General features: G+C 61.2%; 12 protein-coding genes. 9 read left to right on the forward strand and 3 right to left on the reverse strand.

The features are described 5' to 3' along the window. Positions 1-12 precede the first annotated feature (12 nt). The 8 genes from WA225_RS26980 (at position 13) to fdhA (ending at position 10,044) form a co-directional block, all read left to right on the forward strand. Positions 13-723 carry a TraX family protein gene (locus WA225_RS26980; protein ID WP_422610305.1) on the forward strand — a complete coding sequence of 237 codons (711 nt, stop codon included), beginning with the start codon at positions 13-15 and terminating at the stop codon, positions 721-723. A gap of 284 nt (positions 724-1,007) precedes the next feature. Next, on the forward strand, positions 1,008-2,261 hold the full coding sequence (locus tag WA225_RS26985; RefSeq protein ID WP_008086924.1) for a serine hydroxymethyltransferase: 1,254 nt from the start codon (positions 1,008-1,010) through the stop codon (positions 2,259-2,261). Positions 2,262-2,281: 20 nt separating this feature from the next. Then, positions 2,282-3,532, forward strand: a complete 1,251-nt coding sequence (locus tag WA225_RS26990) for a sarcosine oxidase subunit beta (protein WP_003206307.1) — start codon at positions 2,282-2,284, stop codon at positions 3,530-3,532. A 14-nt stretch (positions 3,533-3,546) separates the two neighbouring features. Then, the gene (locus tag WA225_RS26995) at positions 3,547-3,876 is read left to right on the forward strand and encodes a sarcosine oxidase subunit delta (protein WP_422610306.1); all 330 of its coding nucleotides are present in this window, start codon (positions 3,547-3,549) and stop codon (positions 3,874-3,876) included. After that, positions 3,873-6,890 carry a sarcosine oxidase subunit alpha gene (locus tag WA225_RS27000; RefSeq protein ID WP_422610307.1) on the forward strand — a complete coding sequence of 1,006 codons (3,018 nt, stop codon included), beginning with the start codon at positions 3,873-3,875 and terminating at the stop codon, positions 6,888-6,890. Before WA225_RS26995 ends, WA225_RS27000 begins: the two co-directional genes overlap by 4 nt. A 132-nt stretch (positions 6,891-7,022) precedes the next feature. Beyond that, positions 7,023-7,655 (forward strand): sarcosine oxidase subunit gamma, encoded by a 633-nt coding sequence (locus tag WA225_RS27005; protein ID WP_064388160.1) that lies wholly within the window; start codon positions 7,023-7,025, stop codon positions 7,653-7,655. Between the two features lie 130 nt (positions 7,656-7,785). Next, complete coding sequence (purU, locus tag WA225_RS27010; RefSeq protein ID WP_008086918.1) at positions 7,786-8,643, forward strand: formyltetrahydrofolate deformylase; 858 nt, start codon at positions 7,786-7,788, stop codon at positions 8,641-8,643. Between the two features lie 201 nt (positions 8,644-8,844). Next, positions 8,845-10,044 carry a formaldehyde dehydrogenase, glutathione-independent gene (gene fdhA / locus WA225_RS27015; protein WP_008086916.1) on the forward strand — a complete coding sequence of 400 codons (1,200 nt, stop codon included), beginning with the start codon at positions 8,845-8,847 and terminating at the stop codon, positions 10,042-10,044. A gap of 226 nt (positions 10,045-10,270) precedes the next feature. On the opposite strand, the gene WA225_RS27020 is transcribed toward fdhA, so the two are convergent. Both WA225_RS27020 and WA225_RS27025 read right to left on the reverse strand, forming a co-directional pair. Beyond that, positions 10,271-10,945, reverse strand: coding sequence for an anti-sigma factor (locus tag WA225_RS27020; RefSeq protein WP_422610308.1), 675 nt, complete (start codon positions 10,943-10,945; stop codon positions 10,271-10,273). Next, a complete protein-coding gene (locus WA225_RS27025) occupies positions 10,942-11,577 on the reverse strand; it encodes an RNA polymerase sigma factor (RefSeq protein ID WP_422610309.1) in 636 nt (211 codons plus the stop codon). The genes WA225_RS27020 and WA225_RS27025 overlap by 4 nt, the downstream gene beginning before the upstream one ends. Positions 11,578-11,727: 150 nt before the next feature. Here WA225_RS27025 and WA225_RS27030 point away from each other — a divergent pair, with 150 nt between their 5' ends. Then, positions 11,728-12,285 (forward strand): DUF2780 domain-containing protein, encoded by a 558-nt coding sequence (locus WA225_RS27030; RefSeq protein ID WP_422610310.1) that lies wholly within the window; start codon positions 11,728-11,730, stop codon positions 12,283-12,285. 1 nt (position 12,286) lies between these two features. Here the strand turns inward: WA225_RS27030 and WA225_RS27035 are convergent, their stop codons facing one another. Further along, positions 12,287-13,174, reverse strand: a complete 888-nt coding sequence (locus WA225_RS27035; protein WP_422610311.1) for an acyltransferase — start codon at positions 13,172-13,174, stop codon at positions 12,287-12,289. Between the last annotated feature and the right edge of the window lie 207 nt (positions 13,175-13,381).

Here is a 13,381-nt window from a genome sequence, read left to right on the forward strand (position 1 = left end):
TGTAGGACGATTATGCACCTGAGCAAACGCGACGGCGCGCTGGATCTGCTCAAGTGGCTGGCGCTGCTGAGCATGTTGCTCGATCACCTGCGATATGTCGGGTTCTCCGCCGATTGGTTGTATGTGCCGGGGCGGCTGGCGTTTCCGTGGTTTTGTCTGGCGATGGCGGCGAATCTTTCGCGCGATGGATCGCGGAGGATGGAGTGGCGGTATCTGGGCTGGTTGTTGCTGTTCAGTGCGGTGAGCGAATTTCCCTATCGGTTGTACATTCCTGATCCCGATACGTTGAACGTGATGCCGACGCTGGCGCTTGGGTTGCTGGTGGCGCGCGGGTGGCAGGATCCATCGGCCATGTCGCGATTGCTCGGTGTTGCTGCGCTGGTGTTGGCCGCCATGTTTCCGGAACGACTGATGTTCGGCTTCTTCGGGGTTCTGCTGCCGTTGGCGATGCTCTTGGTGTTTCGCCTTCCGTGGTACTTCAGCCTGCTGCCGGGTTTGATTTGTCTCGCAGCGAATCAATGGCAGGTGCTGTATGACTCGGCGAGGTTCGGTAGCAGCGTCGCCCTTCTCGGTATTGCGACATGCTTGTTTGCGCCCATGCTGGGGATGTTCCTGTTGCGACATGTGCGACATCTCCAGCCACCGCCGATGCGGCGCTGGGCGTACGCGCTCTATCCCGCACATTTCCTCCTGCTGCTCGCCGTCCGCCAACTCTTTACATAACCCTGTGGGAGCGAGCTTGCTCGCGAAAGCGGTGTGTCAGCCAGCATTGATGTTGACTGACACGGCCTCTTCGCGAGCAAGCTCGCTCCCACAGGGTTCTTCGTCATATTAAGGACTGTGTCTGTCAGGGCATTTCCAGCCATGTCGTAAACGCACCTTTGCGTGGCGCGCGCAGGCATTTGAGCTGTCTGCGCCGGTCATACCATCGGCATCAAAGGGCACTGCCTTCATTGCCAGTGCCTTACCGAGACGAATGGCGCACAGATGCCGCTGGGAGAGACGCGATGTTCAGCAAGCAAGACCAGATCCAGGGTTACGACGATGCACTGCTGGCGGCGATGAATGCCGAGGAGCAACGTCAGGAAGATCACATCGAGCTGATCGCGTCGGAGAACTACACCAGCAAACGCGTGATGGAAGCGCAAGGCAGCGGCCTGACCAACAAATACGCCGAAGGCTATCCGGGCAAGCGCTACTACGGTGGCTGCGAGCACGTCGATAAAGTCGAAGCGCTGGCCATCGAACGCGCCAAGCAACTGTTCGGCGCCGATTACGCCAACGTCCAGCCGCACTCCGGTTCGTCGGCCAACAGCGCCGTGTACCTGGCGCTGATCCAGCCGGGCGACACCATCCTCGGCATGAGCCTGGCCCACGGTGGTCACCTGACCCACGGCGCTAAAGTGTCGTCCTCGGGCAAGCTCTACAACGCTGTGCAGTACGGCATCAACACCGACACCGGGCTGATCGATTACGACGAAGTCGAGCGTCTGGCCGTCGAATCCAAGCCGAAAATGATCGTCGCCGGTTTCTCCGCTTACTCGAAGACCCTCGACTTCCCGCGTTTCCGTCAGATCGCTGACAAGGTCGGCGCGCTGCTGTTCGTCGACATGGCCCACGTCGCCGGTCTGGTCGCTGCCGGTCTGTACCCGAACCCGCTGCCGTACGCCGACGTGGTCACCACCACCACGCACAAAACCCTACGCGGTCCACGTGGCGGCTTGATCCTGGCCAAGTCCAACGAAGAGATCGAGAAGAAGCTCAACGCCGCCGTGTTCCCCGGCGCTCAGGGCGGCCCGCTGATGCACGTCATCGCCGGTAAAGCCGTGTGCTTCAAGGAAGCGCTGGAGCCAGGCTTCAAGGCCTATCAGCAACAAGTGATCGATAACGCTCAGGCGATGGCCAGCGTGTTTATCAAACGTGGCTACGATGTAGTGTCCGGCGGCACCGACAACCATTTGTTCCTGGTCAGCCTGATCCGTCAGGGCCTGACCGGCAAAGACGCCGACGCCGCCCTTGGCCGCGCGCACATCACCGTCAACAAGAACGCCGTGCCCAACGACCCGCAATCGCCGTTCGTGACCTCGGGCCTGCGCATCGGCACCCCGGCCGTCACTACTCGCGGTTTCAAGGTGACCCAGTGCGAAGTGTTGGCTGGCTGGATCTGCGACATCCTCGACAACCTCGGTGATGCCGATGTCGAGGCCAATGTTGCCCAGCAAGTGTCGGCCCTGTGCGCAGACTTCCCGGTTTATCGCTGAGTGTTCTGGAGTAACTGACTATGCAACGCTATTCGGGCTTCGGCCTCTTCAAACACTCCCTCAGCCACCACGAAAACTGGCAGCGCATGTGGCGCACGCCAACGCCGAAGAAAGTCTACGACGTGGTCATCGTCGGCGGCGGCGGGCACGGTCTGGCGACTGCCTACTATCTGGCCAAAGAACACGGCATCACCAACGTCGCCGTGGTCGAGAAGGGCTGGCTGGGCGGCGGTAACACCGCGCGCAACACCACCATCGTTCGCTCCAACTACCTGTGGGACGAGTCGGCGCACCTCTACGAACACGCGATGAAGTTGTGGGAAGGCCTGTCGCAGGATCTCAACTACAACGTGATGTTCTCCCAGCGTGGCGTCTACAACCTGTGCCACACCTTGCAGGACATTCGTGATTCCGAGCGTCGGGTCAGCGCCAACCGCCTCAACGGCGTCGATGGCGAACTGCTCAACGCCAAGCAGGTTGCTGACGAGATTCCGTACCTCGACTGCTCGAAAAACACCCGCTACCCAGTGATGGGTGCAACCGTTCAGCGTCGCGGCGGCGTTGCCCGTCACGATGCCGTGGCCTGGGGCTTCGCCCGTGCCGCCGACGCCTTGGGCGTGGACTTGATCCAGCAGACCGAAGTGATCGGTTTCCGTAAGGAAAACGGCGTGTGCATCGGTGTTGAAACCAACAAGGGTTTCATTGGTGCCAAGCGCGTCGGCGTGGTCACTGCGGGTAACTCCGGGCACATGGCCAAACTCGCCGGTTTCCGCCTGCCGATCGAATCCCATCCATTGCAAGCGCTGGTGTCCGAGCCGATCAAACCGATTATCGACAGCGTGATCATGTCCAACGCCGTGCACGGTTACATCAGCCAGTCCGACAAGGGCGACCTGGTGATCGGCGCCGGTATCGACGGCTACAACGGCTACGGCCAGCGTGGTTCGTACCCGGTAATCGAACACACCATTCAGGCCATCGTCGAGATGTTCCCGGTGCTGTCCCGCGTACGCATGAACCGCCAGTGGGGCGGCATCGTCGACACCACGCCGGACGCCTGCCCGATCATTTCGAAAACCCCGGTGCCGAACATGTTCTTCAACTGCGGTTGGGGCACCGGCGGTTTCAAAGCGACTCCTGGCTCGGGCAACGTGTTTGCCGCGAGTCTGGCCAAGGGTGAAATGCACCCGTTGGCCGCACCTTTCTCCATCGACCGTTTCCACAACGGTGCGTTGATCGATGAACACGGCGCTGCTGCGGTTGCCCACTAACAGGAGAAATCCCCATGTTGCATATCTTCTGTCCTCACTGCGGCGAACTGCGCTCCGAAGAGGAATTCCACGCATCCGGTCAGGCGCACATTCCGCGTCCGCTCGACCCTGGCGCCTGCACCGACGAGGAGTGGGGCGACTACATGTTCTTCCGCGACAACCCGCGCGGTCTGCACCACGAACTGTGGGATCACGTTGCCGGTTGCCGGCAGTACTTCAACGTCACCCGCGACACCGTGACCTACGAGATTCTCGAAACCTACAAGATCGGCACCAAGCCGCAATTCACCGACAAGGCTGATTCGGTGAAAACAGCCACGACGGCGCTGGGAGAGAAGGTATGAGCCAGACCAATCGCCTGTCCAACGGTGGACGGATCGACCGCAACAAAGTGCTGAGCTTCACCTTCAACGGTCAGAGCTACAAAGGCTTCGAGGGTGACTCGCTGGCCGCCGCACTGATCGCCAACGGCGTCGACATCATTGGCCGCAGCTTCAAGTATTCGCGTCCTCGCGGCATCTTCGCCGCCGGTGCCGAAGAGCCGAACGCGGTGCTGCAGATCGGCGCTACCGAAGCCACGCAGATTCCCAACGTGCGCGCCACGCAACAGGCGCTGTATCAAGGTCTGGTTGCGACCAGCACCAACGGTTGGCCGAGCGTCAACAACGACATGATGGGCATTCTCGGCAAGGTCGGCGGCAAGCTGATGCCGCCGGGTTTCTACTACAAAACCTTCATGTACCCGCAATCGTTCTGGATGACTTACGAGAAGTACATTCGCAAGGCTGCCGGTCTCGGCCGTTCGCCGACCGAAGTCGATCCGGACACCTACGACTACATGAACCAGCACTGCGACGTGCTGATCGTCGGCGCCGGCCCGGCCGGTCTCGCCGCTGCCCTGGCCGCAGCGCGCAGCGGTGCCCGCGTGATTCTGGCCGATGAGCAGGAAGAGTTCGGCGGCAGCCTGCTCGATTCCCGTGAAAGCCTCGACGGCAAACCGGCGATGGACTGGGTCGCCAGCGTCATCACGGAACTGAAGAACACCCCGGACGTGCTGCTGTTGCCGCGCGCCACGGTCAACGGTTACCACGACCACAACTTCCTGACCATTCACGAACGCCTCACCGATCACCTCGGTGACCGCGCGCCAATCGGTCAGGTGCGTCAGCGCATTCACCGTGTCCGCGCCAAGCGTGTCGTGCTGGCGACCGGTGCTTGCGAGCGTCCGCTGGTTTACGGCAACAACGACGTGCCGGGCAACATGCTCGCCGGTGCGGTGTCGACTTACGTGCGTCGCTACGGCGTGGCACCGGGCAAGAAGCTCGTTTTGTCGACCAACAACGATCACGCCTATCGCGTGGCTTTGGATTGGCTCGACGCCAGTCTGCAAGTAGTGGCCATCGCTGACGCCCGCAGCAATCCGCGCGGTGCAATGGTGGAAGAAGCGCGCGCCAAAGGCATCCGCATTCTCACCGGCAGCGCCGTGATCGAAGCCCGTGGCAGCAAGCGTGTTACCGCTGCCCGCGTTGCCGCGATCGATGTCAAAGCGCACGCCGTGACCAGCCCGGGCGAATGGCTCGACTGCGACGTGATCGCCAGTTCCGGCGGTTACAGCCCGGTCGTTCACTTGGCCTCGCACCTCGGTGGCAAGCCGACCTGGCGTGAAGACATCCTCGGTTTCGTGCCGGGCGAAGCACCGCAGAAGCGCGTTTGCGTCGGTGGCATCAACGGTGTTTACGGTCTCGGCGATTCGCTGGCCGATGGTTTTGAAGGCGGCGTGCGCGCTGCCGCTGAAGCCGGTTTCCAGACCGTCGAAGGCGTGCTGCCAAAAGCCCTGAGCCGTCTAGAAGAGCCGACGCTGGCGCTGTTCCAGGTGCCCCATGAAAAGAACACCGCACGGGCGCCGAAGCAATTCGTCGACCTGCAAAACGACGTGACCGCTGCCGCGATCGAACTGGCAACCCGCGAAGGTTTCGAGTCGGTCGAACACGTCAAACGCTATACCGCGCTGGGTTTCGGCACCGATCAGGGCAAGCTCGGCAACGTCAACGGTCTGGCCATCGCGGCCCGCTCGCTGAACGTGACCATCCCACAGATGGGCACCACGATGTTTCGCCCGAACTACACGCCGGTGACTTTCGGCGCCGTGGCCGGTCGTCACTGTGGGCACATCTTCGAACCGGTGCGTCACACCGCCCTGCATGCCTGGCACGTGAAGAACGGCGCCGAGTTTGAAGACGTCGGTCAGTGGAAACGCCCATGGTACTTCCCGAAAAACGGCGAAGACCTGCATGCCGCCGTGAAGCGTGAATGCAAAGCCGTGCGCGACAGCGTCGGCCTGCTCGACGCCTCGACCCTCGGCAAGATCGACATTCAAGGCCCGGATGCCCGCGAGTTTCTCAACCGCGTGTACACCAACGCCTGGACCAAACTCGACGTGGGCAAGGCCCGCTACGGTTTGATGTGCAAAGAAGACGGCATGGTCTTCGACGACGGTGTCACGGCGTGCCTGGCCGACAATCATTTTGTCATGACCACCACCACCGGCGGCGCGGCGCGCGTGCTGCAATGGCTGGAGCTGTACCACCAGACCGAATGGCCGGACATGAAGGTCTACTTCACCTCCGTCACCGACCATTGGGCAACCATGACCCTGTCCGGGCCGAACAGCCGCAAGCTGCTCAGCGCCGTGACCGACATTGATTTGAGCAACGAAGCGTTCCCGTTCATGACCTGGAAAGAAGGTCTGGTCGGCGGTGTGCCGGCGCGGGTGTTCCGCATCTCGTTCACCGGTGAGCTGTCGTACGAAGTCAACGTCCAGGCCGACTACGCGATGGGCGTGTTGGAGAAAATCGTCGAGGCCGGCAAGCAGTACAACCTGACCCCGTACGGCACTGAAACCATGCACGTCCTGCGTGCCGAGAAGGGTTTCATCATCGTTGGCCAGGACACTGACGGCTCGATGACTCCGGACGACTTGAACATGGGCTGGTGTGTGGGTCGCACCAAACCGTTCTCGTGGATCGGCCAGCGTGGGATGAACCGTGAAGATTGCGTGAAGGATCAACGTAAGCAATTGGTCGGTCTGAAGCCGATCGATCCGAACGTGTGGCTGCCGGAAGGCGCGCAGTTGGTGTTCAACACCAAGCAGGCGATCCCGATGACCATGGTCGGCCACGTGACGTCCAGCTACGCGCACAACTCCCTCGGTTATTCGTTTGCCATGGGTGTGGTCAAGGGCGGTCTGAAGCGCATGGGTGAGCGGGTGTTTGCACCGCTGGCCGATGGCAGCGTGATCGAGGCGGAGATTGTTTCTTCGGTGTTCTTCGATCCGAAGGGTGATCGCCAGAACATTTGACACTGATCGTTCCCACGCTCTGCGTGGGAATGCATCCCGGGACGCTCCGCGTCCCAAGAGCGGACGCAGAGCGTCCATGGCGGCATTCCCACGCAGAGCGTGGGAACGATCAAGAATTCAGGAAGGTGCTTTATGACCACAGCCAATGTTTACCAACAACGCCCAACCACCGGCGCCAAGGCCGAGTCGTCGCTGCACCATGCCGACCTCGCCAGCCTGGTCGGCAAGGGCCGCAAGAATGCCGGCGTGATCGTGCGGGAAAAGAAACTCCTCGGCCACCTGACCATTCGTGGCGATGGCCACGATGCTGCGTTCGCCGCCGGTGTGCACAAGGCCCTGGGTATCGAACTGCCCGGCGCTCTGAGCGTTATCGTCAAAGGCGAAACCAGCCTGCAATGGATGGGCCCGGACGAGTGGCTGCTGATCGTGCCGAGCGGTGAAGAGTTCGCCGCCGAACAGAAACTGCGTGAAGCGCTGGGCGATCTGCACATCGCGATCGTCAACGTCAGTGGCGGCCAGCAAGTGCTCGAACTGAGCGGGCCGAACGTGCGTCAGGTGCTGATGAAGTCGACCAGCTATGACGTGCACCCGAACAGTTTTCCGGTGGGTAAAGCCGTCGGCACGGTGTTCGCCAAGTCGCAGCTGATGATTCGGCATACGGCTGAAGACACTTGGGAATTGCTGATTCGCCGCAGTTTTTCGGATTATTGGTGGTTGTGGTTGCAGGATGCATCCGCCGAGTACGGCCTTAGCGTTCAGGCTTGATGGATGATCGTTCCCACGCTCTGCGTGGGAATGTATCTCGGGACGCTCCGCGTCCCAAAAGCGGACGCAGAGCGTCCATGGCGGCATTCCCACGCAGAGCGTGGGAACGATCAACAGGAGTCACCGCACCATGAGCCGCGCCCCAGACACATGGATTCTGACCGCCGACTGCCCCAGCGTCCTCGGCACGGTGGACGCGGTCACGCGTTTTCTGTTCGAGCAGGGCTGCTACGTCACCGAGCACCATTCGTTCGATGACCGCCTCTCCGGGCGTTTTTTCATTCGCGTGGAATTCCGCCAGCCCGACGGTTTCGACGAACAATCCTTCCGCGCAGGCTTAGCCGAACGCGGTCAGGCCTTCGGCATGATCTTCGAACTGACCGCGCCGAACTACCGGCCGAAAGTGGTGATCATGGTTTCCAAGGCCGATCACTGCCTCAACGATTTGCTCTATCGCCAGCGCATCGGTCAGTTGTCGATGGACGTGGCGGCGGTGGTCTCCAACCACCCGGATCTGAAACCGCTGGCCGACTGGCACCAGATTCCCTACTACCATTTCCCCCTCGACCCCAACGACAAACCGTCGCAGGAGCGTCAGGTGTGGCAGGTGATCGAAGAGTCCGGCGCCGAACTGGTGATCCTCGCCCGCTATATGCAGGTGTTGTCACCGGAGTTGTGCCGCAAGCTCGATGGCAAGGCGATCAACATTCATCACTCGCTGCTGCCGGGCTTCAAGGGCGCCAAGCCGTATCACCAGGCCTACAACAAGGGCGTGAAACTGGTTGGCGCGACGGCGCATTACATCAACAACGACCTCGACGAAGGGCCGATCATTGCCCAAGGCGTCGAGGCGGTGGATCACAGTCATTACCCTGAGGATTTGATTGCCAAGGGGCGCGATATTGAAGGCCTGACGTTGGCGCGGGCGGTTGGGTATCACATTGAGAGACGGGTGTTTTTGAACGCCAATAGAACCGTCGTTCTTTAGATCGCTTTCGCTGGCAAGCCAGCTCCCACAGGGATTTGTGTCGTACACAGGATTTGAATCCAATCCGAACCTTGTGGGAGCTGGCTTGCCAGCGATAGGGCCATAACTGACAACGCAAGACCAACAAGCAATAACCCGAGCACTTAACGCGCTGCCTGCCTGGGCAACGCGGTTCCATAAAAACAACAGCGAGGTGAAAGCATGTCTGGCAATCGTGGTGTGGTGTATCTCGGCGCTGGCAAGGTCGAAGTACAGAAAATCGACTATCCGAAAATGCAGGACCCGCGCGGTCGCAAGATCGAGCACGGGGTCATTCTCAAAGTGGTTTCCACCAACATCTGCGGCTCCGACCAACACATGGTTCGCGGCCGTACCACGGCGCAGACCGGTCTGGTGCTGGGCCACGAGATCACCGGCGAGGTGATCGAAAAAGGCTCCGACGTCGAAAACCTGAAAATCGGTGACCTGGTTTCCGTACCGTTCAACGTCGCGTGCGGGCGCTGCCGTTCCTGCAAAGAGCAACACACCGGCGTCTGCCTGACCGTCAACCCGGCCCGTGCCGGCGGCGCTTACGGTTACGTCGACATGGGCGACTGGACCGGTGGCCAGGCCGAATACGTGCTGGTGCCATACGCCGACTTCAACCTGCTGAAACTGCCGGATCGCGACAAGGCCATGGAGAAAATCCGCGACCTGACCTGCCTCTCCGACATTCTCCCGACCGGTTACCACGGCGCCGTCACGGCAGGCGTTGGTCCGGGCAGCACTGTTTACATCGCCGGCGCCGGCCCGGTCGGTCTGGCCGCTGCCGCCTCCGCGCGTCTGCTGGGTGCTGCGGTGGTGATCATCGGCGACGTCAACACCATCCGCCTTGCACACGCCAAGGCCCAGGGTTTTGAAATCGTCGACCTGTCGAAAGACGCGCCGCTGCACGAACAAATCGCCGCGCTGCTCGGCGAACCGGAAGTCGACTGCGCGGTGGATTGCGTCGGTTTCGAAGCCCGCGGTCACGGCCATGACGGTGCCAAATCGGAAGCTCCGGCCACCGTACTCAACTCGCTGATGGGCGTGGTGCGCGTCGCCGGCAAGATCGGTATCCCGGGCCTGTACGTCACCGAAGATCCGGGTGCCGTGGACGCCGCCGCGAAAATGGGCAGCCTGAGCATTCGCTTCGGTCTGGGCTGGGCCAAGTCGCACAGCTTCCACACCGGCCAGACCCCGGTGATGAAGTACAACCGCCAACTGATGCAGGCGATCATGTGGGATCGCATCAACATTGCTGAAGTCGTGGGCGTACAGGTGATCAGCCTCGATCAGGCGCCGGAAGGGTATGGCGAGTTCGATGCAGGCGTGCCGAAGAAGTTTGTGATTGATCCGCATAAGTTGTTTAGTGCGGCGTAGGGTTTAGCGCAATACAAAACGGCGACCTTGGGGTCGCCGTTTTTTGTTGCAAGGCCAGGTCAAAAGCTACCCTCACCCCAGCCCTCTCCCTAAGGGAGAGGGGAAAGGGAGCAGATTTGCGTTGTTATCGGGCCCGAGTTCGGCTCGGTACTTCAGGTCGATGAAACTCGAGAGAACACCACGGTCAGTCCCCTCTCCCTCTGGGAGAGGGCTAGGGTGAGGGGCTTTACAAGGCCGCCAACGTCCCTTGATACAGAACCGGCCCCGTCGGCTGCCCGGTCGGCGAACCACCTTTCGGTTCCAGGCTCACTGCCAGCGCAATCGGTTTACCGATCAAGGCTTTCTGCGCCTCGCTCAGCTCAACCTTGCCTTTGCCCCCCGCCGGAATGACCCCAAGCGAGATCGGCTTGCCATCCGCCGGAATCGCCCACAGTTCCAGGCTGCGATCCGCATCAACCGCCGCCAGCGTCAGCGGCTCGACCTGCAGGTAATCCGCATGCGCCTCGACCTTCAATGCCGGTTGCGCATCGGCGGTCAGCAGCGTGGCGTGGTAGCGGGCGTCGTCGCGGTTGTACAGCGAGCCGAGGAAGACCAGCACCACGAGCGAACACAGCGCGGCGGTAACGCGCAGCCAGTTCCAGAACGGCCGTTTCTCAGGCACATGCAGCACTTGCGGCTCGATTCGCGCGGTGATGCCTTGCCAGACGCGGTCGGGCAGCGGATGTTCCGGCAGCGATTCGGTGAGGCTCACCAGCGTTTCCTGCCATTGCGCCACTTCCGTTCGCAACGCTGCGTCATCCAGCAGCAACTGTTCAAAGCGCCGCCGCGCAGGCGCAGACATCAGGCCGATGGCGTAATCGGCGGCGAGGGCGCGGCGCAGGGCAGGGGTCTGGTAGTTCATGATTCAAGGCACCGGCGCAGACGTTCCAGGCCACGGCGGACCCACGATTTCACCGTTCCCAGTGGCGTCGCCAGGTGTTCGGCGAGTTCCGTGCACGACAATCCCTGAAAGTAGGCCACGGTGATCGATTGGCGCTGCATGCTTTCAAGGGTGTCCAGACAGCGGTTCAACGTCTGAGCCTCGCGGGCGCTGTTCAACTGATCATGCGCTGAAGGACTTTCGTCCGGCAGGGCGTCCTGTTCGAGGTCAGTCAGTGGCCGGTCGCGGTGTTTGCGCAACTGGTCGATGGCTTGATTGCGGGTGATGTTGATCATCCAGGTCAGCGGTGCCGACAGGTGGGCTTCGTAGCGTGAGGCGTTGTTCCAGATGCGCACGAAGGCTTCCTGCAGCACTTCCTCGGCCAGATCGGTGCGGCCCATGAAACGCAGGGCGACGCCGTGCAGGCGCGGGCCGACGCTGCGATAGAGCGTTTCGAAGGCGCGACGATCGCCCAGTGAACACTGGGCCAACAGCTGTCGCAGCTGATCGGTGTCGGCGATGGGAATGACGACTCTCCAGGCAAAGGTCGAGCGACGAGGGCAGGGCTCGGACTGTTCACAGGCTAGTTCAGCGACAGCGGTTGTGCCATTCATCACGAGGGTGTCCGGGATTTCACGTTTTATATACGCAGGCCGGATGAAAATGGATGCGCCGCGCCGGAACATGCCGGCGGATACCCGGTCAAACCGGCAGTTTCGCTGCCCGTGCAACGGGTGGTTTTCACAGCGCAAGAGGATGTCTGAATGAAGATTTCACGCGGTATTGCCATGGCTTCACTGATGACCCTTGCGGCCAGCCCGGTATTCGCCGGTTTCAGCCTGGACGACGTGACCAAGGCGGCTTCGAGCATGCAGGGCGGCAACGCTGCCACCGCCGCCGCGCCGACCTCGGAAACGGCCGGTCTGCTGCAAGCCGTCACCGGTCTGGGTGTGACGCCGCAGCAAGCGGTCGGTGGCACCAGCGCGATGCTGGGGCTGGCCAAGAACCAATTGAGCAGCACCGATTATTCGCAGTTGGCCAAAGAAGTGCCGGGCATCGACAAGCTGTCGGGTGGTAGCGGCAACCTGGCGGCGTTGAGCGGGTTGCTGGGTCAGTCCGGCAAATCCGCCGGTCTGGAAAATGCATTGGGTAACGTCAAGGACACCAATGACCTGAACAACGCGTTCGGTGCTTTGGGCATGGACAGCGGCATGGTCGGCCAGTTTGCGCCGGTGCTGCTCAAGTACTTGGGTGACCAAGGCGTTGGCGGTTCGTTGCTGACCAGCCTGGGCAGCATCTGGGGCGTCGGCGCCGGTAGCTGAGTCAGCGCCGCTCGTCGCGCAGTTCGGCGATGCGCTGATCCTTCTCGTTCCAGAGCTGGTTGACCCAGCTCTGGACGGTGTGGCGAAACGCCGGATCATTTTCGTAATCGCCCTGCCACAGCGCCGGGTCGAGTTCGCGGGTCTTGATGTCGATGATGACTCTCGGCACGTTGCCGCTGATCAAATCCCAGAATCCTGGAATCCGTGCCTGTGGATAAACCACCGTCACGTCGAGGATGGCATCCAGCTGTTCACCCATCGCCGCCAACACAAACGCCACACCGCCCGCCTTGGGTTTGAGCAAGTGGTTGAACGGTGATTGCTGTTCGGTGCTTTTCGCCGCCGTGTAGCGCGTGCCTTCCAGATAATTCACCACCGTCACCGGCTGGCGCTTGAACAGCTCGCAGGCCTGTTTGGTGATTTCCAGATCCTTGCCCGCCAGCTCCGGGTTCTTCGCCAGAAACGCCTTGGTGTAGCGCTTCATGAACGGGTAATCCAGCGCCCACCACGCCAGCCCCAGAAACGGCACCCAGATCAGCTCTTTCTTGAGGAAGAATTTGAAGAACGGTGTGCGCCGGTTGAGGGTCTGGATCAGCGCCGGAATGTCGACCCACGACTGGTGATTGCTGACCACCAGATACGAGGTGTCACCGCGCAGATTCTCGCCGCCGCGAATGTCCCATTGGGTGGGAATGCACAGGCGGAAAATCAGCTTGTCGATTTCAGCCCAGGTCTCGGCGATCCACATCACCGCCCCCGAGGCGTAATCGCGCCAGCGGCCCGGGGCGATCAGTTTGAGCAGGGCGAATACCAGCAACGGCCCGATCAGGATCAGGGTGTTGAGCAACAGCAGCAGGGTGACGAAACAGCCGGTGAGCAGGCGGCGCATAAGCAACTCTTTGCAAACGGATGGGCGCGTCATGATAAGCAGCTTCGCGCGGCAGGCCAAATCGGTGGTGACGAATGTTTCACTTTAGTCGCGTTAACCTGATCGTTCCCACGCTCTGCGTGGTAACGCCGCCCGGGACGCTCCGCGTCCCTGTGACGCAGAGCGTCACTGGATGCATGCCCACGCAGAGCGTGGGAACGATCAAGC

It is taken from the genome of Pseudomonas sp. (assembly GCF_049300855.1).
In the GTDB taxonomy this organism is placed as follows: domain Bacteria; phylum Pseudomonadota; class Gammaproteobacteria; order Pseudomonadales; family Pseudomonadaceae; genus Aquipseudomonas.